Genomic DNA, 21402 nt, shown 5'->3' on the forward strand with positions numbered 1-21402 from the left:
GGGCATATCATATTTGTTATGAACAATACTCAAATTCGCTTATTCGTCAAAATCGCCGAGAGCGGTAGCTTCACCAAAGCTGGTGTGGAACTGAATATGACCCAACCAGCTGTCAGTCGAGCGATCTCGTCCCTTGAAACCGAATTAGATGTAAAGCTATTACTTCGGGATCGACGTAACGGCCTCATACTTACTGACATCGGTAAGCGTATCCTTGTTATTTTCCGTGAAATTCTAATGGGCTTTGATAAAGTCAATCAGGAGATTTACGCGGAGAGGGGACTTGAGAAAGGTAGCATTCGGATTGGGGCTTTTCCTGTGGCTTCTGCCTATTTTTTGCCGAAGATTATTAGTTCTATCACTGGACGATATCCGAATATCACGATCAGCCTGCAGGAGGGCTCTATCGCCGAAGTCAGAGAGTGGCTGGAATCCAAAGAAATTGATGTTGGCTTATCGCTCGCTCCCTGCGAGGAGTTTCAAACCATCCCATTATATAGAGAAAAGTTGTACGCCGTAATAAGAGATGACCATCCCTTGCGTAAGCGGTCAGTCATATGCGTAAAAGAATTAGCGGATGAGCCTATGCTGATCTGTAAAGCAGGATATGAACCACCGGTAGTGGATTTATTCCGCAGAAGTAACAGCCATCTGAATGTTAAATATGTGGTGAATAACTATGCAACAGCTCTTAATATGGTTCAGGAGGGGCTGGCTGTTGGTGTAATGTCAGAGTTGTCTTTGTTATCTTTACCTCCAAATGTAGTTACCCGCGAATTGCAGCCCGACGCCTACAGAGATATACATATCGCGGTCAGTTCGCTTACCGATACTTCAATTGCTGTAAAGATGTTCATTGAGACAGCTCTGGATCTTTTTGCTCAAAAGTAGGTCATTTTATAATGAGGAGTGCTGAGGATGAACTTTAAAAGACTTGGAAATAGCGGATTACAAGTATCCGCATTGGGACTGGGGACGAACGCTTTTGGCAAAAGGGCTGACCAAGAGACCTCCATTCAAATTGTACATACCGCGCTGGATCATGGAATTAACTTTATCGATACCGCTAATATTTACGCAGGCACCGAATCCGAACGGATCATCGGTCTGGCCTTGGAGGGTAGAAGGCACGAGGCTGTCCTCGCCACTAAAGCAGGCTTAGTCAAAAATGACGGACCTAACGGAAGCGGCTCCTCTAGGCGCCATTTGATGCAGGAATTAGAAGATAGTCTTCGCCGCCTAAAAACGGACTATGTCGATCTATATCAGATTCACACCTTCGATCCCTATACGCCACTTGAAGAGACGCTACGGACCTTGGACGATATGGTATCTTCAGGAAAAGTGCGCTATATCGGGGCTTCCAACTATACAGCATGGCAATTAATGAAGGCGATTGGAATCAGTGAGGCACGGAGCTTCGCCAAATATATTTCAATTCAGTGTAGCTATTCCTTAGCGGACCGTACCCCGGAGAATGAGCTTCTCTCGCTCTGCCTTGATCAAGGCGTTGGGATCATTCCTTATTTTCCACTGGCGGGCGGAATTCTCACAGGCAAATATAATACAAGCGGTTCCGCACCTTCAGGGTCCAGAGCAGATACCGATCCTAATTTCAAAAGATTCCTGGATCATGACCGGATCGAACTGGGGAACAAGGTGGGGCAGATAGCTGGAGAACTGGGAACCTCTTCTACTTCACTCTCCTTAACTTGGCTCATGAATCGTCCTGCCGTCTCGACGGTTATTGTTGGGGCTACACGTGTGGAACAGCTAGAACAGAATTTGCATAGTACCTCCATTCAGCTTAATGAGAAAACTGTCAACAAGCTGGATGAGGCCAGTGATGCTTTCCGATTTGGTGAGCCATTCGCCTTTTATCGGCTCCCATAGTCTGACCTATTACAATGAAGGAGGGGAGTAATATGACACCACATACATCTGCTAACATCCAAGTGATGCTTGAAGAGCATAAGGATTTTTTTAATAGAGGCTTAACTAAAGAAGTTGCTTTTCGTCTCCAGCAGCTGAACAAGCTTAAGAACAGTATTAAACAATACGAAAATCGCATCATCGAGGCCTTACATCAGGATTTAGGAAAAAGTGAGTTTGAAGCTTATGCCACAGAAATCGGCTTCACCTTGGACAGCATCGGTTATATGATGAAACATCTCAAACGTTGGGCAAAGCCCATGAAGGTTAGATCACCACTGCAACTATTTCCTGCGAAGAGCTATATATTAAGTGAACCTTACGGTACCACGCTCATTATAGGCCCATTTAATTATCCATTTCAGTTGCTGATCGAGCCGCTGATCGGCGCCATTGCCGCCGGCAACTGCGCTGTCCTCAAGCCATCGGAGAGCACACCCGCCGTCACGGCTGTTATAGAGCAGCTTATTCAGGAAACCTTCGAGCCACAGTATATCCGTGTAGTTCAGGGGGAGAAAGAGACAACGAACCTACTGATCCATGCCAAGTTTGATTATATTTTCTTTACAGGCAGTGTTCCGGTCGGCAAAATTGTTATGGAAGCCGCTGCGAAGAATCTAGTGCCTGTAACCTTGGAGCTTGGCGGGAAGAGTCCGGTCATTGTCGACAAATCAGCCGATCTTGATATTGCAGCGAAGCGAATCGTATGGGGCAAATTATTAAATGCCGGTCAAACCTGTATTGCGCCTGATTATTTGCTCGTACAAAAGGACATTGCTAATGAATTGATCGCCAAAATCAAACATCAGATCACTGAATTCTACGGTCAGAATGCGCAGCCGAATACAGATTATGGCCGGATCGTAAATGAGCGCCAGCTGCAAAGACTTGCCGACGTCATTGAACGGGATCGGGAAAAGGTGGTTATAGGCGGAACCGTTATTTCAAAAGAACGTTATATTGAACCTACACTAATCTATCCTGCGGCTTGGTCTGACGCTTCTATGGAAGATGAGATCTTCGGTCCGATTCTACCAATATTGGAATATCATCAATTGGATGACGCTATCCGGAGTATTAATGAGCATCCAAAGCCACTGGCGCTTTACCTGTTCACAGAGGATAAAAACATTGAACAAGAGGTGCTATCCCGAGTCTCGTTCGGAGGAGGCTGCATCAATGATACGATCTCGCATGTGGCGAATACTAACTTGCCATTTGGTGGAGTAGGCAACTCAGGAATCGGTGGTTATCACGGGAAGCACAGCTTTGAGGCCTTTTCCCATCGCAAAAGCATCGTCAAGAGAGGCACACGAATAGACCTTGGGATCGTGTATCCCCCTTATGGTAATAAAGTGAAGTTGGTGCGGAAAGTAATGAAATAGACAAAACAGCAAGCCTCCCATGATCGGGAGGCTTGCTGCTTATCAGGAGCACTACTTTTCACTACTCAAACAGCCCTAATAAATTCTCCATATTTAACTCCGCAGTAGAAGGAAACCATAGATCAGCACTATCTCTCATGGATGCAATTCCGGCTCCAACGGACCTCATACCAGCAGCCTTGATGGCTGCTATACCATTCTCTGAATCTTCGATACCTACGCAACGATCAGGGGATATGCCTAGCATCTCTGCAACCTGTAAATAGATTTCCGGATCTGGCTTGCCCATACGGACGTTTATTGGGTCGGCAACAGCCTGAAACCAACTCCCTATCTTCAAACGTTCGAGAATCAACATCGCATTCTCATTGACTGAAGCCAGGCCGACAGGGATCCGCCTTTCCTGCAAATCGGACAGTAGACTTTGGATACCCGGATACAAATCATCTGGCGTCATTTGCTGAATCAGCTGCTTATACTTCTCGTTCTTTTTGTTGCAGAGCATTCCTTTTACCGGTTGTGGCAAATTCAGGCCACTTCCCTCCAGTATGACCTCTAAAGATTCCATTCGACTAAGGCCCTTCAGACGTTCATGCTTCTCTCTATCAAAAGAAATCGCAAGCTCATCTGCCAGTGCTTTCCATGCTAGATAATGATGCTCTCCAGAATCGGTAATGATCCCGTCCAGCTCGAAAATGACGGCCTCAAGCTGCTTCACATTTGAAAGGAACACCGGCTTCTTTGCAGTTAGCTGTACAAGGCTCCCCTTATGTAGAATCTCAATCACTTCACCTGCCAGTAGTGTATAGATTACTACCTTATCATCAACATAAATATCCAATAAGTGCCCACCGCTTGTTAATTTAAACCGATAGCTGTCCCATTGTGCTGGCAAGGTTGGATTAAAGGATAGCATACCGCCACATAAGCGCATCCCACCAAACCCATTCACAATCGACAGCCAAGATCCTGCCATAGCAGCAGTGTGCAGCCCGTCCTTCACGTTGCGGTTAATATCATCTAAGTCCATCCGTACCGTGCGGTCAAAATAGGAATACGCTCCCTTCAAATCACCAATCTCAGCAGAAATAATACTGTGAATGCACGGTGACAAAGAAGAATCATGCGTCGTCAGCGGCTCATAGTAATTGTAATTGCGGATCTTGTCCGCCAAGCTGAACTGATCACCCAGCAGAAACATGGCCATCACCAGATCCGCCTGTTTGAGCACCTGATGGCGGTAAATCACCAGCGGGTGGTAATGGAGTAATAACGGATATTTATCCGCTGGCGTATGTTCAAAATCCCATTTTTTCTTTGTCAAAAACGTATCATCCTGAGCATAGATGCCTAGGCCCTCATCAAAAGGGATAAACATCTTCTCCGCAGCTTCCAGCCAATCGCTAGACTCTTTTTCAGTCAGACCAATCTTTCGCTTCAGGCGTTCAAAATGCTCTGGATACTGCTTGCATAACAATCCGGCCATTTCATGTGCAAAATAGAGCTGATCCTGTACCATAAGGTTGGTGTAGGCATTATTATTAACGATAGCTGTATACTCATCAGGACCCGTTACCGCATCAATGCAGAAGGAACCACCCCTAGCCGGATTAAAATGCCCCAGGTCCACCCAAAAGCGGGAGGTTTCGAATAAAATCTCTGCTCCCTTCAAAATCAAAAAATCATAATCGCCGGTAGCCAGCACGTACTGCTTGATGGCATATGCAATATCCGCATTAATATGCATTTGCGCCGTTCCTGCCGGAAAATAGGAAGAGTTCTCTGCACCATCTATAGTACGCCAAGGATATAGCGCTCCCTTCTGCGACATCACCGTCGCTCGCTCCCGTGCCTTATCTAACGTGGCATAACGAAATTCGAGCAGCTTCCGGCTAATCTCCGGCTGTGTAAACGTAAAGAAGGGTAGCATATACATCTCGGTATCCCAGAAATAGTGACCTTCGTATCCTTCGCCCGTCAAACCCTTGGCCCCGATGTTCGTAGCCCCGTCACGTCCTACGGATTGCAGTAGTTGAAAAGCATTAAAGCGAATACCCTGTTGAAGCGCAAGATCCCCCTGAATCTCCACATCGGTATGCGCCCAGAAATGATCCAGATAAGCCCGCTGTTCATGAACAAGAGCTTCAAACCCACTATTTTCCGCTAAGCGCAGCACTTCTAAGCACCTGCTTAACAGCTCATCTTCTATGTAATCCTTAGAGGTGTGATACGAAATATACTTGGTCAGCGAGATACTTTCCCCCATCACCACTGGAACAACCAATTGCATGGATAACCGCTGATCCTCCAGCTGCACGAGCCTTTCATACCTAGAGCTACAATCCAGACTATGGCTTATCCCTGTTAATAGAGCAAACCGGGTATGCCGTGTCCGCTGCTTCATCCATAAGAAAGACTGTTCGAGCTCATGACCTGTATCCTCCAGCAGCAAACTGGGTTCCTTACTCCCCGTGCCCAGCCGGGGGTCATCTGTAACCTCCGGCCTTTGAATCTCACCATCGATGGATGAAGTGAATGTAAGGGTTCCGTCAAAATTCAGCGCCTTGACCTCATAGTCTATCACCGCCAAATGTTTGTGCTGCAAAGCCACCATCCGCCGAATATTTATCTGTACCCGGTGACCGGCAGGAGATTCCCATTCTACCTGCCGATGCAAAATCCCATTTCGCATATCCAGCTTCCGTTCATAACGGTGCACTTGCCCACTGTTTAACTGAAAGGTATGACCTTCAATGCTGAGCTCAATAATCTTGGCATCCGTCACATTCAGCATAGCTTGATTGCGGGAAGGATACCCATAAGCTCCCTCTGGGTACACAATGGGCTCGGAATCGAAAAATCCATTTAAATAGTTCCCTGTTACAGTTGAGCCCGAGTTGCCATGGTAACCTTCCTCGAAATTACCGCGCATGCCAATATATCCATTACCAAGAGCAAACACACTCTCGCTTCTTTGATTATTCTCTTCATCATAAGCTTCCTCATCTAGACTCCACTCCCGGTAAGGATATACTGCCGCCGGATGTACGTATGGTTTCATCTTCATCTCTCAGCCCCCCTGTCACAGATTTGATTCGTTCCTACAATGTTGAAATCAGCCTTTTACCGACCCACCCATAAGCCCTCTGACGAAATACTTTTGCAGCAGGAAAAAAATAGCGAGTGGCATCAGCATGGAGATAAATGCAGCCGAGGTAAGCAAATGCCAGTCGTTGCCGCGTGAGCCCACTAGGTCGGCGATCTTCATCGACATGACCTGCACGGATGGCTGATTGCCGATAAAAATCAGCGAGACTAAATAGTCATTCCACACCCATAAGAATTGAAAGATTCCGATAGAAGCCAGTGCAGGCACAGATAACGGCAGAATCAACTTACTAAAGATCGTGAAGTGGCTGGCCCCATCCATAAAGGCAGATTCGAACAAATCCTTAGGTAGCTGACTGATAAAGTTATACATGAAGTACGTAACTAGTGGTAACCCAAAAGCCGTATGCGCCAGCCAAATGCCCAAATAGCTTCCGTTCAGTCCAAGAGCTGTATAATCTTTAAGCACTGGAATAAGTGCTACCTGTATTGGAATAACGAGCATAGCGATAATGATGACAAAAAGGATTTTGCGCCCAGGAAAACGCAGCCAAGCAAAGGCATATGCGGCAAAAGATGCGATCAATACCGGAATAACCGTCGCAGGAACAGCAATCGTTAGCGTATTCCAGAAGGCCTGCGACAATCCGGAACCCTTTTGCACCGTTTCACTGCCATCAGCTTGCTTGAGTTTATATTCCTTACCTGAGAGCACATTATTATAGTTATCCAGCGTAAGATCCGGTGTCATCTTCCAGCCTTGTTCCTGTTGATTTATGGTGCGTGCTCTACGATTCTCCCACATGAGTCGGCTGCCATCAGCCTTCACTCCAGCCTTCAACTGATCATCTGTGTAGGCTGTGCCGTGCACCTCGATCGGCTCCCGGAGGTCCACATCTTTGGATAGCTGAATCGTCTCTCCAGCCTTCCACTCCTGATGAGGAAATGCTTTCCACCATCCAGTCTGCAGAATATCAGCAGCCGGCCTGAAGGAGGAGATGAACAACCCAAGAGTCGGAAGCAGCCAAATGAAACAAATCACGCCCAGTACAATATTAACAATCGTCTTACCGCCTTTTCTCTTCTTTTTGCCGGCCATTAGAATCCCCCCTGCTTGCGGAACTGACGTAGATTAATTATGATCACAGGCAACACTGCGATCAGAAGAACAATAGCCAGCGTGGAGCCATAACCGAAATTGCGGTACATAAAGAATTGCCGATAGAACTGTGTCGCTACTACTTCTGTATCGTATTGACCCCCCGTCATCACCATGACGACGTCAAATATTTTCAACGTAAAGACGATAATGGTCGTTGTCACCGTCAGAATGGTTGCTGAAATGTACGGGATCATGATTCCAAAGAAAATCTTCACCTCATTTGCACCATCTACCCGCGCAGCTTCCATAATGTCATCAGGAACTCCCTTAATGGCTGCCGAGAATATCACCATCGCAAATCCTGTCTGCATCCAAATCAGAATGATGATGAGGAAAAAGTTGTTCCAAGGCTGAAGCATACTCGTCCATGCCTGTGGTTCTCCCCCGAAATAAGTAACGATTGCGTTCAAAAGTCCAATTTGTTCATCGCCGGGTTGATAGTAATATACAAACTTCCAAATAACACCTGCGGCTACAAAAGAAATAGCCATCGGCATAAAGATGATCGATTTGGCTAGCTTCTCATAGCTGCTTCGATCGGCAAGAATCGCAATTAAGAGTCCAAAGGCTACACACGCTAAAGTGCCTACGAATACCCATAGTAGATTGTTTCGAAGCGCCGTCGCCATCAGATGATCGCTAAAGATCGCCGCATAGTTGCTGAGACCCACAAATTCCTCTGAAGAAGCATTGAAAAAACTTAAATACAGTGTCCGCAGCGCAGGCAGCACCAGTAGCCAACCCAATATAATCACTGCCGGACCAATAAAAATATAGGGCAACACCTTTCGGCGTACACAATCAGGATATTGCTCAACTGCCCAGGTAAGTGTGTAATAGATCAGATAAACACCCAGAACCCCCCATAGGACAGCCAGAACTGCCGTTAGTAGCGGGTTTAACGTCGAATCCCGAAAAAACAAAAAGATTGAGCCATTAACAACAACATTGGCTATTAATACTACAAGAGACAGCAATACCGCCCTAAGGCTGACTGTTTGTTTGGCTTGTGATTGTGGCTTCATTTGTGGCTGTAGTTGTGATTGTCCACCCATACTAGCTCCAGCTCCTCCTATACTCGCGCTTTGGAAAATAAAAAGAGGGGCAGAGAACCCTCAAATCTCGCTGCCCCTCTTTTAACTGTGTGCTTTCAATATTAGGTTAGTTGTTCCAACCAGACTGAATTTGCTCCAAAGCCTGATCCAGTGTCGCTGTACCACTCACGTAGTCAGTCATGCCTTTCCAGAAGGTACCTGCGCCCACTTTGCCCGGCATCAAGTCTGAACCATCAAAGCGGAGTGTGGAAGCATCTTGAACCAATTTCGCCATCCGGCGGTCGGATTCAGAGGTATACCAGTCAAGGGAAGCATCGTTCATTGGAGCAATTACGCCGCCAGACTGTACCCAACTCTTAATGGATTCTCCTGTAGTGAAGAATTCCATAACTGCACGAACTTCAGGACGATCATTGAACATAGCATAGATATCGCCAGCAACTAGCACTGGTTTACCATATTGAGGATCAATAGGCGGCAAGTAGAACCAATCATAATCTACATCAACCTTTGCAGTTTCAGGGAAGAAGCTTGTAATAAAGTTGCCGAGCATATTAAACCATGCTTTAGGAGGATTATTGAACATTGGTGCTGGGGCATCGCCGAACGATGTCGTCACGATGGATTTAGCACCACCGTAGACATAATCCTTGTTTAGCCAAATTTTAGACATGGTTTCAACTGCATTCTTCACTTCTGGAGAGGTAAATGGCAACTCACCTTTTACCCATTTATCGTAGTTCTCAGGTGTAGTCGTGCGCAGCATTATATTTTCTACCCAGTCTGTTGCCGGCCAGCCTGTTGCAGCACCGCTCTCAATGCCAATGGCCCAGGCAGGATCGCCGTCTTTAGCAATTTGCTCCGTAAGAGCCATTAACTCATCCCAAGTTTCAGGAACCTTGTAGCCTGCTTCTTCAAATTGCTTCTTTGGATACCATACCAAGCTCTTTACATTACTACGGTTCCAGATTCCAGCCATAATCTTACCGTCTTTTCCGTCCATATTAGACATATCAAGCCAGCTCTTATTGTAATTAGCCGTCAATTTATCTTGATCGAGTACGCTGGTCAAATCGATAACTTTGCCAGTCTTAGCAATCGAAGCTAGCAGACCCGGCTGCGGGAAGTCAGCGATATCCGGAGCATTTCCACCGTCTACTCGAATGTTTATCGTAGCTTCGAACTCCTTAGAGCCCTCGTATTGAATATCGATTCCTGTCTTCTCTTCAAATTCTTTGATACTGTTCTCAAATTTCACTTGGTCAGCATCTACGAAGGGGCCGAACATAGTTACTTTAGTTCCTTTGTAGTCGCCTTTCATTGCTAGTTCTAGCGGAGATCCCAAAGGCTCGGTGCTAGGAGCAGTTGTTTCTTTATCGGTGTTATCCGCTGTTGGGCTTGCAGTTGCCGCAGGTGGATCTGTAGGCGCTGCATTATTATTACCCCCGCCGCATGCGCTCAGCATCATAGTGAAGGATAAACACAGTACTAAAGCCAAAGACTTTTTACGTCCTGAGGTTTTCTTCATCTTTTGTACATCCCCTTTAATGGTTTTAGAGATTGCTTCTGACTCAATCATCCGGTACCCTGACATGTATAAGCAGCTTGTAGCAGATCACCTCCTTGCAAAGCTTTTCAGAATATAAGGAACTATGCTAAAAACAAACTGAATCACAACTCCCGTATTATAATAGCGCTTACATTTTTATAGTATCACATAAAGTAAGCGTTCCCAATCCATATTTGAAATTTTTTGGTAAAAATTATTTTTATTATCCAAGCAGATATTCAAATGTTGATTAAGACGAGTGCGGAATTCTGAAAAGCTTTTCAGAAGGTGGTACAAAAGTGAACTACCCTTATTTCTCCCTTGTAGATTCCCGCACAATCAGCTTATGCTCCATCTTCTCATTCAATACCTGCACTTCTCCTGTTGTAAGTAATTCATGCAGCTTCTCGGCTGCACGATACCCTAACTCGTAAATCGGCTGTGCAATCGTAGTCAGCTTCGGGATGAACATACTCGACATCCTTAGATTATCAAACCCAATCACAGATACCTGACCCGGAACAAGAATATTACGATCCTTCAGATAAGAAATCGTCCCCATCGCGAATTCATCGGCAACACAGAAGACGGCAGTCAGATCGGGGTAATCGGTAAATAGTTCATGCGCAGCTTGATAGGCATGCTCAAACCGGTGACTAGCATATTTGCTCTTTACAATATTCCGCTCTAGCCCCGACTCTGTTAGTGCTCTTACAAACCCCTCATAACGAGGTGGGCCTGATACGGAATTATCATGGTTAAAACCGATCATACCAATGTCTTTATGACCTAAGTCAATTAGAAACTTTACCGCTTCGTAAGCAGCCGCTTCATCATCCACCTCCACATTTGGAATGTCGAACTCATCAGAATGCGAGGATACTAGCACAAATGGAATTCTACAACCGACCAATTTGTCATGATATTCAGGGTAAAGGACATCACTGGCGAATACGATTCCATCCACCTGTTTCTCATGGAAGTTATCAATATAGGACAAGAGTCGTTCTTTATCGCGGTCCGTATTGCAGATCATAAGACTGTACCCAAGCTTGATGCATGCATCCTGCATTCCCCGAATAACACCCGCGAAATACAGGTTCTCAATATCCGGAATAAGCAGGCCCAGTGTAAAGGACTTCTTGTAAATCAGACCTCGTGCAAATGAATTAGGTTGATACCGCAATCGTTCTACAGCCTCCATCACTCGATTCCGTTTGCTCTCCACTACCGAATTCGGTGCATTCATAACACGTGATACTGTGCTAATCGACACCTCGGCCATTCTGGCAACATCTCTTATGGTTGGCTTCATAATGATAACTTCCTTTTTTAGGTAACTTTTCGATGTGATTATAGCAAGCCCGATTGGAAATAACAATAGAATTTTTGAAGCGCTTACATTATTTTAAAAAATTCATCTTCTCCTCCTCTTTCTTCACTCGGAAGACAGACAACTTACTTAAAGTGTGTATATAGTTTTATTACATGGTATACTAGCCGAGTAGCGATATTCGTAGCTACAAATACTGCTCTAGGAGCATAGAGCATTTATTATAGGAGGGATAACATTGAAACAACCTCGTGACATTCGATTCTCCGTACTGGACCTAGCTTCTATTGTGGAAGGGGGTACAGCGGCAGACTCTTTTCATAACTCTTTAGATTTAGCCCGCCATGCTGAGACGTGGGGCTATCATCGGTATTGGTTCGCTGAACATCATAATATGATCGGTGTTGCCAGCTCTGCTACCTCACTCCTTATCGGTCATATTGCTGGTGGCACGCAAAGCATACGTGTTGGTTCTGGTGGCATTATGCTATCCAACCACGCACCACTTGTTATTGCCGAACAGTTCGGGACACTCGAATCTCTATATCCGGGACGGATTGATCTTGGACTGGGCAGAGCTCCCGGATCTGATCAACCAGCTTCCCGTGCCCTGCGTCGTGGTCTCGGAAGCGATGGCAGTGAATTCCCTGAGCAGCTAAGTGAACTCAGAGCTTACTTCGACTCTGCGGGAGCAGGATCGCGCCCGGCTGGAGTGCGCGCGGTTCCCGGAGAAGGCTTGAATATTCCCATTTGGCTACTAGGCTCCAGCGGCTTTAGTTCCGAGCTGGCAGCCAAGCTAGGTTTGCCTTTTGCCTTTGCCAGCCATTTCGCACCAGAGTATTTACTTCAGGCTCTGCACATCTATCATAGCAATTTCCGTCCATCAGCAGCATTAGATAAGCCTTATGTTATGATCGGACTAGGGGTTTCAGCAGCTGATACCGTAGATGAGGCAAGAAGACTAGCCACCTCGCAGCAGCAACAGTTCCTCAACATCATCCGCGGGCGTACAGGCAAGCTACAGCCACCCGTTGAAAGTATGGATGGGCTATGGACGATGCAAGAAAAAGCAATCATGCTCGACAAGCAGCGCTATTCTTTCTCTGGCGATAAGGCAGCAATTAAAGAACGTCTTCAAGAAATCCTGGAAGAGACCCAAGCGGATGAACTGATTATCTCCGCAGGGATTTATGATCATGATGCTCGTCTTCGTTCATATGAAATTGTAGCCGAGGCTATGAAGGAAATGTAGGATTGTAATCTTAACTAAGGCAAGACGATATCTGATTCAGGGAATGATCCCGTTTTCAGATATGCGTTTTGCCTTTTTTGTTTCGTTTTTAAAATCGTTCTTAATAAAATACTTCAAAACTATAATAAACAATAAAAATAAAGAGATATAGAGAGAAATCAAGCGATAAATAGGTCATTCAGTTATTATTTAGCCGAATATGATCCAATTAGTTGCAATACATCATTTTTCTTTGGATATTATTTTGATTATACTTTATGTATTCGCTATAACGAACGATTTGTATTTTATTTATGCCCTCTCCTATCGCTCTTACAGAGATTCCGGCATGCATTAGGAGAAGTAGTACCTTGCGAAACTACTTATTTCGACAATGTAAGATGGAATAATCGATTTAAACGGAGGATTTTGCCGGAAGCCCGCAGATCTTGTTCGCCAACAGCTAAAATGGGCTCAGGAGAAAGGAGCGAGGAAAATGAAGAAGAAATATCGCTCGGCCTTTATAGCTACTTATGCTCTGATTATTCTGGCAGGAGTAATATGGCAGGCTGGCGGGGTAAGCGCTCAGGATACCATTAAACTTACTGTGAATTCTCATAGCACGAGCACAGCCACCATGAACAATATGAAGCCTGGTGACGAAATGAGCTCATTGTACACGATTATTAACGATGGTGATGAGGGCTTTGATTATTTCGTAGACTTCAAATTCATCTCTGGAGACGTAGAATTGTACAATATTCTCCAAATGACACTCGAAAAAGAGGGAGTAATCATCTATTCGGGAGTGATGAGTGAGGCTGCTGGTAGAGTCACCATCGGTTCACTCGCCGGAGGTGAGCAAAGTGCAATCCAAATGGATGTAACTTTCCCATGGGAAGCCGGCAACGAATATCAGGGGAAGGCCACGACCGTAGCTTTTGAATTCTCCGCTTCTGGAGAACCTGGTCCATCCGCTGAACCTAGTCCTACGCCGACGTCGACAGCTACACCGGCGCCTACAAGTTCACCAACACCTACAGATTCACCTACGACAACAACTACACCGGCACCTACAAGTTCACCAACACCTACAAGTTCACCTACGGCTGTCGTAACACCAGGTCAATCGGTGCCACCAACACCATCGCCTACAGCTTTAGCTTCACCGCCTGCAGTAGATGAGATTAGCGTCACCGAAGCGCCAATCCCATTGGGCGGAAGCGATAATGAGCCTACAGCATCACCAGGTGCTGGCAGCCAAACTATCAGTGCAACGCCTCAGCCAAGCGATGAAGTATCCTTGCCTGATGACGAGCTACCTTTGGGAGCGCCTGATGCAGGTGACAAGCTTCCAAATACCGCTGAGCCTTGGTATAACATGATTCTCGCCAGCTTAGCCATCGCTGTAGTCAGTGTGATCATCATGCGTAGATTGAAATCGAAAAAATAACAACATTTAGTACCATAAGTCTGGAGGAGAGAGTATGAAGAAGCGTAATGGTGTCTTACTAGCCGTGAAGCTAATCTTCATACTCTCTTTAGTTGTGCTGATTTACTCCGTCATTCAAGTCATCAAAGCACCGATTGAGGCCAAGCAGGCCCTAAATGATTGGGCAAAAAAGAGGGAGGAAGCCATCGCCCGTCCCCTTCCAAACGAAGAAACTCCTCTTCCTAAGGGAATGATCAGTTCCCCAAAAGAACAACTTACTTCTCCTCCTTCCTATACAGAGAGTGAGGTGATCGGGGAAATCCGCTTCCCTACCTTAAATAAAAAGGTAGCTATTCTGGAAGGCACTGAAAGCCCCGAGTTAAAAAAAGGGGCCGGACACTATATAGGTAGCGCAGCGATCGGTGCCGTCGGCAATAGTGTGCTTGCTGGACACCGTGATACCGTGTTCCGCAATCTAGGAGAACTTGTCGCAGGAGATCTTATTGAGCTAGAAAGCACTGATGGTATATTCACATATAAAGTGACCGGCAGCACGATTGTAGATGGGAATGAACGCGGCGCAATAAAACCAAGCGAAAAGGCCATTCTTACTTTGATCACCTGTTATCCTTTTTCATACGTTGGGTCAGCCCCAGACCGGTATTTACTTTCAGCGAAGCTAGTGAAGCAAGAGTCATTGCCTCATTAAAGCTAATCCTAACTCTCAATCTTCTTCCTCAGGGATGAGACCGGATATGGAAAGTGATACTATATAGATACAATAGTAAAGAGGAGATGACCCACAATGAAAAAAGAGGTTATAGAACGGTTTATTTCATATGCTCAAATGGATACCCAATCCAACGAGGATAATGAGACTTGTCCATCCACTCCGGGGCAGATGGTGCTGGCCCACAAGCTGGTCGAAGAACTCAAGGAAATCGGCATGGATGAAGTGCAGGTGGACGAGTATGGTTATGTCATGGCCACTCTCCCAGCGAATACTGAGAAAGATGTTCCGACTATTGGTTTTTTGGCACATCTGGATACGGCGACTGATTTCACAGGAACGAATGTAAAGCCGCAGATTGTGGATAACTACGATGGCAAAGATATCATTTTGAACAAAGAGTTGAATGTTGTATTATCCACAGCGAGCTTTCCGGAGCTTCCGGAATATAAAGGCCATACATTAATTACAACCGATGGCACCACCCTGCTTGGAGCAGACAATAAAGCCGGTATTGCCGAGATTATGACAGCCATGAATTATCTCCTTCAGCATCCTGAAATCAAGCGTGGCAAGATTAGAGTCGCCTTCACACCGGATGAAGAAATCGGCCGCGGTCCTCATAAATTTGACGTAACTGCTTTTAATGCTTCCTATGCTTACACTGTGGACGGAGGCCCTCTTGGTGAACTAGAATATGAAAGCTTCAATGCCGCATCTGCCAAAATCTCAGTCTACGGCGTTAATGTACACCCTGGTACTGCCAAGGGAAAAATGATTCATTCCGCAAAAATCGCCATGGCACTACATCTTAGACTCCCTTCTGAGGAAGCTCCAGAATTCACAGACGGTTATGAAGGCTTCTACCACCTAAGCTCCATAGAAGGTACCCCGGAGTTCAGTAAGCTCCAATATATTATCCGTGACTTCGACCGCGAGAAATTTGAGGCACGTAAAGCCTATCTTTCTGCCATCGTAGATGAATTCAAGAGCATCCACGGTGAAGAGAACATCGTACTTGAAATGAAAGACCAATATTACAACATGCGCGAAAAAATCGAACCCGTGCGTCATATCGTCGATATTGCCCATGAGGCGATGGAGAACCTTAATATCACACCGATCATCCGCCCGATTCGCGGAGGAACAGACGGTTCGCAGCTTTCCTATATGGGCATGCCGACGCCTAATATTTTCACTGGTGGCGAAAATTTTCATGGAAAATTCGAATACGCCTCTGCAGACAACATGGTAAAATCTGTGAACGTCATCGTGGAGATCGCTAAACTGTTCGAAGAGAAAGCCTAAATCGTTATCTATATTACTCCATAGTTTACACAACAAAATCCCTGTAGAAGTCTATCCAGACCTCTCAGGGATTTTTTCATGTTCAAATACCTGATATATTTCTGTAAAAATACTGCATTTCCATGAAAGCTGTGCTAACATTACAGTTTGTTTATGGAATAACAGGAAATTAATCATTACGTAAGAAGGTGTACAATGAAGCAAAATAATCACCAGGAGTTCAATCTGGTAAAATTGACTTGGCCGATATTCCTGGAACTGTTCCTATTCATGCTCATGGGTAGTGTGGATACTTTTATGATTAGCTCCGTGTCGGACGATGCCGTATCGGGTGTCGGTGCAGCGAATCAGATCATTGCTATAGCAATTCTAGTCCTCAGTGTAATTGGTAACGGCGCGGCTATCGTGGTCTCCCAATACCTCGGTTCCAAAAAACCTCTGGAAGCCGCTCAAGTGACCGGCAATGCTATTACCCTAAACCTGATAGTAGGCATTATCCTAAGTGCGTTTTTGCTGATATTCGGCGGGACCCTACTGACTGCCCTGAATGTAAAAGGAGATCTTCTCGTTTATGCCAAATCCTATATGCATATTGTCGGGGGCGGTATTTTTCTTCAAGCATTAATCAATGCTCTGGCGACCACTATCCGTACGCACGGCTTCACCAAACAGACGATGGTCGTATCCTTGCTCATGAACATCATTCACGTGGTGGGTAACTACCTACTCATCTATGGTCATTTTGGACTTCCAGCGTTAGGTGTGGAAGGTGCAGCTATCTCGACGGTAATCAGTCGTTTTATCTGCCTTATTATTTTCTTCTTACTGCTCTACAGAGTGATGGAGGTACGGGTGAAGTTAACCTATTACATTCATCTTTCCAAAAAATATGTGCTGCAAATTCTCAAAATCGGCATCCCGTCCGCTTTTGAATCGATTATCTATCAATCTTGTCAGCTTGTATTCACACTGTATATCACCTATTTGGGCGCTGAAGCTATGGCTACTCGCCAATACGCACTCAACATTTCCAATTATATTTATTTATTCAGTGTAGCTGTCTCTATGGGAACCTCCATCGTCGTAGGACATCTGGCGGGAGCTAGACGCCCTGATGAGGCCTATAAACGTGTATTCTCTAGTGTGAAGTGGGCGTTGCTGGTTACAGTAATAATAGATGCTCTGGTGATTTTCTTCCGGGTGCCATTATTCGGCCTCTTCACAGACAATGAGAACATCATTCTGATGGGGGCTCAGGTTATTCTGCTTAGTTTCTTCCTGGAAACCGGACGCACAACCAATTTGGTCATTATTAACTCACTACGCGCCTCGGGCGATGCGAAGTTTCCTGTATATATGGGACTGATCTCCATGGTCTGCATGAGCTTACCCCTTGGCTATTTCCTAGTGTTCCAACTTCATCTAGGGTTAGCCGGTGTGTGGATTGCCACTGCGGCCGATGAGTGGGTAAGAGCTGTCATTATGTATTTCCGCTGGAAGAGTCGGGCTTGGGAGAAACACGGACTTATTCAGCACGATGATGTAGAACACGGAACACCTTACACTACCCCTGCAGCTGTAAATTAACGTATATACTTAGGTGGTTCTTTAAGATCATACTAGATCTTACGGGGGCACCTTTTTTATTGCATCATGATTACATAAAATTAGAGAATGGATGAAGCATTCTACGTTACAATAGATAGAACATTATCAAGCATAAACGCCTTCGGCGTCTCTATAAGGACGGTAAGCGTTTATTCGAGAAATATAAGACATAAAGTGTGGTGTGAAACTTATACTTTCTTATATTTTAATTAATCTATAGGGGAGAACCTCATGCCGGAAGAAACCGGAATCCACGAGTTATTGACGCTCAAGACAATTGCGGAGACCTTAAACAGTCCCAATGAGCTCAAACCGATGCTCGATACAGTTATGGGCAAGTTGTTAGATCTAACCGGAAATACGGCAGGCTGGATCTTCCTGAGTGAAGAGAATATGGAGTATGAATGCGCCGCAAATCGAGGTTTGCCCCTAGCGCTGCAACGGGACAATAAGCAGCCGATGCAATGGCTGCAATCCATTGGGGTGGAGGCTGTTCCGTTCCGCAATCGAACTTCTATCGAGCCTTTTATCCGCGCATATCAAGGGAATGCCTCTGTGTACTTCAACGATCCTGACGGCAACAGCTTAGAATTTATGTGCCACGTAGAAGTTCCTGAACATTTGAAGCATATCTCAGAGAATATCACCTTAACAGAGTGGGAGAAATTACTACACCTCAAGTAAAATATTAAAACAAAAAAACAGCTGCCCAGAATCAAGGGTCCAGCTGTTTGAGTATGTTAGCTGCTTCTATTTAACCATTTCAAGAATGGTCTTAGTAAGGGCTCTTATTTAATTGAAGTGCCCTTCTTCATAGCCTTCATGTCTGAATTCGTGTTCACAAGCATTGGCAGTATCTTCATACTTTTAGTCATGGGAGAGTTACATTGCCAGCAGGTTGGTACATATTGAAACGCAAAATTATCACGCATCCAACCGGTGCAATCTTCCTTGGTACAGGACCAAATGGCTGTGTCTTCTTGTGGAAGATCCTCCAGTGCTTTTTTACGAAAATACATAAGTACCCCTCCTTGGATCGAATCGAGACGATTTCGCCACCCTATTAGGGGCAGAATCATAAGATGAAAAATAAAAAAGCTGCCCTCAACTTGTGTTAAGGGCAGCCTAATTTTCGAATTACAGTTTTACAACGTTTTCGGCTTGTGGTCCACGAGCGCCTTGAGTTACGTTGAACTCAACGCGTTGGCCTTCGTCCAAAGATTTAAATCCGTCGCCTGTGATTGCGGAGAAGTGTACGAATACGTCGCTTCCACCTTCAACCTCGATAAAACCAAATCCTTTGTCTGCGTTAAACCATTTCACTGTACCTGTTTGCATAATATTACCTCCAATATTTTATTTAACACATGTCCTTTTATTCCTACGTAGTGTACGAACAAATAAAAATTCACACATTGGAAAAGGACTCATACGCACAAATGATAACCTTTTACAATATGTGAATTAAGGGTTAAATTTATGATTAATTTCATTGTACCACACTAAATTAATGAATGCAATGACAATGCCTATTTATTTTTCATTCCGGCTCTATGCCCTCTTGAACAAAAGGCTTTTGAGCCGGAAATAATGCAAGGTTAATCGATGTATCCTGCCAACCCTTTATCCATTAAGTAATCCATCTCCGCATCAAGAATCGTCTCAACTGTGATTTCGTCCAGCTTCACATCGCGCTGCGCAACTACATAGTCAACCAGATCATCATTGTCGATGTCTACCTCGCCTTTGGCATTGGCCTTCGCCTTATTGATAAAGGTCTGTTCATGCTTCAACACTAATTGGATTACTTTAGGGTCCACTTTAGTTTTGGCAGATAGTACCGTTAATAACTCCTGCTCATTTACTTTGTCACTCATTTTCAAATTCATCTCCCTACAATTAATACACGATCATTTTAGCATATTTCGCGCTTTAACGCGTCATTACACGAAGTATACCGCACTTTTTTAACATTTCCCTTATCACTATAGTTTCAAAAACGCATCACTTCAAGTAAGTTATTTAATAAAAACAGTTGTGAGGAACATTGACTTGTGCCAAAATATAAAAAAAGTGTTGGACCAAATTGAATACTAGAAAAGGCGGTTGAATTCATGAGCTCAGTATCTACCCAGCAATTAGACACAAACAGCAACAAGGCACATCGTTATATCGAAGACGTATACGCACAGGTTGTTGCACGCAATCCTTTCGAGCCCGAATTCCATCAGGCTGTAAAGGAAATCCTCGAATCTTTGCTTCCGATCCTCGCTGCTGAACCTAAGTATCAGGAAAATGCCATTCTGGAAAGATTGGTCGAACCAGAACGTTTGATTATGTTCCGTGTACCTTGGACTGACGATCAAGGCAAGGTCAGAGTGAACCGTGGATATCGTGTGCAGTTCAGTAGTGCAATCGGACCTTACAAGGGCGGACTTCGTTTTCACCCATCCGTTAATGCTAGTATCATCAAATTCCTCGGCTTCGAACAAATTTTCAAGAACGCTCTTACCGGCCAACACATCGGCGGAGGTAAAGGCGGATCCGACTTTGATCCTAAAGGAAAATCCGAAGGCGAGATTATGCGGTTTGCTCAAAGCTTCATGACTGAATTGCAAAATTATATTGGTCCAGACCAAGACGTACCTGCCGGAGATATCGGCGTAGGCGCTCGTGAGATTGGTTACATGTATGGACAATACAAGCGGATCCGCGGAGGATATCCGGCTGGCGTATTGACCGGTAAAGGCATTATTTACGGCGGAAGTCAGGCTCGCACAGAAGCAACTGGTTACGGAACGGTGTATTTCGTAAACGAGATGCTGAAAGCAAAAGGTCTTTCCTTTGAAGGAAGTCGTGTTGTTGTTTCCGGTTCCGGTAATGTAGCCATCTATGCAATTGAAAAAGCTGTACAGCTAGGTGCAACAGTCGTAGCTTGTAGTGACTCCGCTGGATATATCTATGACGAAAACGGCATTAACCTCGAAACTGTCCGCCGCCTGAAAGAAGTCGAAAGAAAACGGATTAGTGAATATGTGAATGAACATCCTAACGCTGTATATACCGAAGATTCCACGCAAATTTGGACTATTCCTTGTGATATCGCCCTTCCGAGTGCTACTCAGAATGAGATTGATGAAGCCATGGCATTGAAACTGATTGAGAATGGTGTTAAAGCAGTAGGCGAAGGTGCCAACATGCCATCCACCCTTGAAGCTATTCAGCAGTTCCAACAAGCTGGCGTGCTATTCGCACCTGCCAAAGCTGCTAATGCTGGCGGCGTAGCTGTATCTGCTCTTGAAATGGCACAAAACAGCATGCGTATGTCCTGGAGCTTTGAAGAAGTAGATACGAAGCTGCATGAGATCATGGTTTCCATCTATGAGCAATCTGTAGATGCATCCGAGCAGTATGGCCAGTCCGGCAACCTCGTTGCAGGAGCAAACATCGCTGGATTCAAAAAAGTAGCCGACGCTATGCTGGCTGAAGGTGTAATCTAAATAAACTAACGGCGTTGTAATTATAACCGTCCGACATAAGAAGTCCCCGTAACCGGTGAGTAAGAAGCC

At 45.1% G+C, this 21402-nt stretch carries 18 protein-coding genes; 10 read left to right on the top strand and 8 right to left on the bottom strand.

Going from position 1 to position 21402, the window contains the following annotated elements:
- The first annotated feature begins 18 nt into the window (after window positions 1–18).
- Genes MHH52_RS27575 through MHH52_RS27585 form a run of 3 tightly spaced genes read left to right on the top strand, consistent with a single transcriptional unit; the run spans window position 19 to window position 3317 of the window.
- Window positions 19–891, top strand: a complete 873-nt coding sequence (locus MHH52_RS27575) for a LysR family transcriptional regulator (RefSeq protein WP_340005574.1) — start codon at window positions 19–21, stop codon at window positions 889–891.
- Between the two features lie 27 nt (window positions 892–918).
- Window positions 919–1893 carry an aldo/keto reductase gene (locus MHH52_RS27580; RefSeq protein ID WP_340005576.1) on the top strand — a complete coding sequence of 325 codons (975 nt, stop codon included), beginning with the start codon at window positions 919–921 and terminating at the stop codon, window positions 1891–1893.
- A 32-nt stretch (window positions 1894–1925) separates the two neighbouring features.
- Window positions 1926–3317 carry an aldehyde dehydrogenase gene (locus MHH52_RS27585; RefSeq protein ID WP_340005578.1) on the top strand — a complete coding sequence of 464 codons (1392 nt, stop codon included), beginning with the start codon at window positions 1926–1928 and terminating at the stop codon, window positions 3315–3317.
- 61 nt (window positions 3318–3378) lie between these two features.
- Here MHH52_RS27585 and pgmB read toward each other — a convergent pair whose 3' ends face one another.
- The 5 genes from pgmB to MHH52_RS27610 form a co-directional block, all read right to left on the bottom strand.
- Window positions 3379–6384 carry a beta-phosphoglucomutase gene (gene pgmB / locus MHH52_RS27590; protein WP_340005580.1) on the bottom strand — a complete coding sequence of 1002 codons (3006 nt, stop codon included), beginning with the start codon at window positions 6382–6384 and terminating at the stop codon, window positions 3379–3381.
- A 48-nt stretch (window positions 6385–6432) separates the two neighbouring features.
- Window positions 6433–7524: a carbohydrate ABC transporter permease gene (locus MHH52_RS27595; RefSeq protein WP_340005582.1), complete on the bottom strand. Its 1092-nt coding sequence runs from the start codon at window positions 7522–7524 to the stop codon at window positions 6433–6435.
- Window positions 7524–8612 carry a sugar ABC transporter permease gene (locus MHH52_RS27600; protein WP_340009849.1) on the bottom strand — a complete coding sequence of 363 codons (1089 nt, stop codon included), beginning with the start codon at window positions 8610–8612 and terminating at the stop codon, window positions 7524–7526. The genes MHH52_RS27595 and MHH52_RS27600 overlap by 1 nt, the downstream gene beginning before the upstream one ends.
- A gap of 136 nt (window positions 8613–8748) precedes the next feature.
- The gene (locus MHH52_RS27605) at window positions 8749–10170 is read right to left on the bottom strand and encodes an ABC transporter substrate-binding protein (protein ID WP_340005584.1); all 1422 of its coding nucleotides are present in this window, start codon (window positions 10168–10170) and stop codon (window positions 8749–8751) included.
- Between the two features lie 331 nt (window positions 10171–10501).
- Entirely contained in the window at window positions 10502–11506 is a 1005-nt protein-coding gene (locus MHH52_RS27610) for a LacI family DNA-binding transcriptional regulator (RefSeq protein WP_340005586.1), read from the bottom strand.
- A gap of 256 nt (window positions 11507–11762) precedes the next feature.
- Between MHH52_RS27610 and MHH52_RS27615 the strand changes: the two genes are divergently transcribed.
- The 6 genes from MHH52_RS27615 (at window position 11763) to MHH52_RS27640 (ending at window position 18517) form a co-directional block, all read left to right on the top strand.
- Window positions 11763–12776, top strand: a complete 1014-nt coding sequence (locus MHH52_RS27615; protein WP_340005588.1) for an LLM class flavin-dependent oxidoreductase — start codon at window positions 11763–11765, stop codon at window positions 12774–12776.
- A 475-nt stretch (window positions 12777–13251) separates the two neighbouring features.
- A complete protein-coding gene (locus MHH52_RS27620) occupies window positions 13252–14208 on the top strand; it encodes a hypothetical protein (protein WP_340005590.1) in 957 nt (318 codons plus the stop codon).
- Between the two features lie 34 nt (window positions 14209–14242).
- On the top strand, window positions 14243–14896 hold the full coding sequence (locus MHH52_RS27625) for a class D sortase (protein ID WP_340005591.1): 654 nt from the start codon (window positions 14243–14245) through the stop codon (window positions 14894–14896).
- Between the two features lie 96 nt (window positions 14897–14992).
- Window positions 14993–16225 (top strand): peptidase T, encoded by a 1233-nt coding sequence (gene pepT, locus MHH52_RS27630; RefSeq protein ID WP_340005593.1) that lies wholly within the window; start codon window positions 14993–14995, stop codon window positions 16223–16225.
- 195 nt (window positions 16226–16420) lie between these two features.
- A complete protein-coding gene (locus MHH52_RS27635) occupies window positions 16421–17812 on the top strand; it encodes an MATE family efflux transporter (protein ID WP_340005595.1) in 1392 nt (463 codons plus the stop codon).
- Between the two features lie 252 nt (window positions 17813–18064).
- Window positions 18065–18517, top strand: coding sequence for a hypothetical protein (locus MHH52_RS27640; protein ID WP_340005597.1), 453 nt, complete (start codon window positions 18065–18067; stop codon window positions 18515–18517).
- Window positions 18518–18621: 104 nt separating this feature from the next.
- Here MHH52_RS27640 and MHH52_RS27645 read toward each other — a convergent pair whose 3' ends face one another.
- The 3 genes from MHH52_RS27645 to MHH52_RS27655 all read right to left on the bottom strand — a co-directional run bounded on the left by MHH52_RS27645 (window position 18622) and on the right by MHH52_RS27655 (window position 19710).
- Window positions 18622–18852 carry a cold-shock protein gene (locus MHH52_RS27645; protein ID WP_313638690.1) on the bottom strand — a complete coding sequence of 77 codons (231 nt, stop codon included), beginning with the start codon at window positions 18850–18852 and terminating at the stop codon, window positions 18622–18624.
- A 118-nt stretch (window positions 18853–18970) separates the two neighbouring features.
- Window positions 18971–19171 (bottom strand): cold-shock protein, encoded by a 201-nt coding sequence (locus MHH52_RS27650; protein WP_019914790.1) that lies wholly within the window; start codon window positions 19169–19171, stop codon window positions 18971–18973.
- A 260-nt stretch (window positions 19172–19431) separates the two neighbouring features.
- On the bottom strand, window positions 19432–19710 hold the full coding sequence (locus MHH52_RS27655) for a hypothetical protein (protein WP_340005600.1): 279 nt from the start codon (window positions 19708–19710) through the stop codon (window positions 19432–19434).
- A gap of 237 nt (window positions 19711–19947) precedes the next feature.
- Here MHH52_RS27655 and gdhA point away from each other — a divergent pair, with 237 nt between their 5' ends.
- The gene (gene gdhA, locus MHH52_RS27660; RefSeq protein ID WP_340005601.1) at window positions 19948–21333 is read left to right on the top strand and encodes an NADP-specific glutamate dehydrogenase; all 1386 of its coding nucleotides are present in this window, start codon (window positions 19948–19950) and stop codon (window positions 21331–21333) included.
- The last annotated feature ends 69 nt before the right edge of the window (window positions 21334–21402 follow it).

This window comes from Paenibacillus sp. FSL K6-0276 (assembly GCF_037977235.1).
Taxonomy (GTDB): Bacteria; Bacillota; Bacilli; order Paenibacillales; family Paenibacillaceae; genus Paenibacillus_AQ.

Excerpts from the sequence above, each read along its gene's own strand:
- MHH52_RS27620 (WP_340005590.1), top strand. The coding sequence starts at position 13,252 with ATGAAGAAGAAATATCGCTCGGCCTTTATAGCTACTTATGCTCTGATT.
- MHH52_RS27575 (WP_340005574.1), top strand. The coding sequence starts at position 19 with ATGAACAATACTCAAATTCGCTTATTCGTCAAAATCGCCGAGAGCGGT.
- MHH52_RS27610 (WP_340005586.1), bottom strand. The coding sequence starts at position 11,506 with ATGAAGCCAACCATAAGAGATGTTGCCAGAATGGCCGAGGTGTCGATT.
- MHH52_RS27595 (WP_340005582.1), bottom strand. The coding sequence starts at position 7,524 with ATGGCCGGCAAAAAGAAGAGAAAAGGCGGTAAGACGATTGTTAATATT.
- MHH52_RS27605 (WP_340005584.1), bottom strand. The coding sequence starts at position 10,170 with ATGAAGAAAACCTCAGGACGTAAAAAGTCTTTGGCTTTAGTACTGTGT.
- MHH52_RS27625 (WP_340005591.1), top strand. The coding sequence starts at position 14,243 with ATGAAGAAGCGTAATGGTGTCTTACTAGCCGTGAAGCTAATCTTCATA.
- MHH52_RS27585 (WP_340005578.1), top strand. The coding sequence starts at position 1,926 with ATGACACCACATACATCTGCTAACATCCAAGTGATGCTTGAAGAGCAT.
- MHH52_RS27645 (WP_313638690.1), bottom strand. The coding sequence starts at position 18,852 with ATGTATTTTCGTAAAAAAGCACTGGAGGATCTTCCACAAGAAGACACA.
- MHH52_RS27635 (WP_340005595.1), top strand. The coding sequence starts at position 16,421 with ATGAAGCAAAATAATCACCAGGAGTTCAATCTGGTAAAATTGACTTGG.
- MHH52_RS27640 (WP_340005597.1), top strand. The coding sequence starts at position 18,065 with ATGCCGGAAGAAACCGGAATCCACGAGTTATTGACGCTCAAGACAATT.
- gdhA (WP_340005601.1), top strand. The coding sequence starts at position 19,948 with ATGAGCTCAGTATCTACCCAGCAATTAGACACAAACAGCAACAAGGCA.
- MHH52_RS27650 (WP_019914790.1), bottom strand. The coding sequence starts at position 19,171 with ATGCAAACAGGTACAGTGAAATGGTTTAACGCAGACAAAGGATTTGGT.
- pepT (WP_340005593.1), top strand. The coding sequence starts at position 14,993 with ATGAAAAAAGAGGTTATAGAACGGTTTATTTCATATGCTCAAATGGAT.
- pgmB (WP_340005580.1), bottom strand. The coding sequence starts at position 6,384 with ATGAAGATGAAACCATACGTACATCCGGCGGCAGTATATCCTTACCGG.
- MHH52_RS27600 (WP_340009849.1), bottom strand. The coding sequence starts at position 8,612 with ATGAAGCCACAATCACAAGCCAAACAAACAGTCAGCCTTAGGGCGGTA.
- MHH52_RS27655 (WP_340005600.1), bottom strand. The coding sequence starts at position 19,710 with ATGAGTGACAAAGTAAATGAGCAGGAGTTATTAACGGTACTATCTGCC.
- MHH52_RS27580 (WP_340005576.1), top strand. The coding sequence starts at position 919 with ATGAACTTTAAAAGACTTGGAAATAGCGGATTACAAGTATCCGCATTG.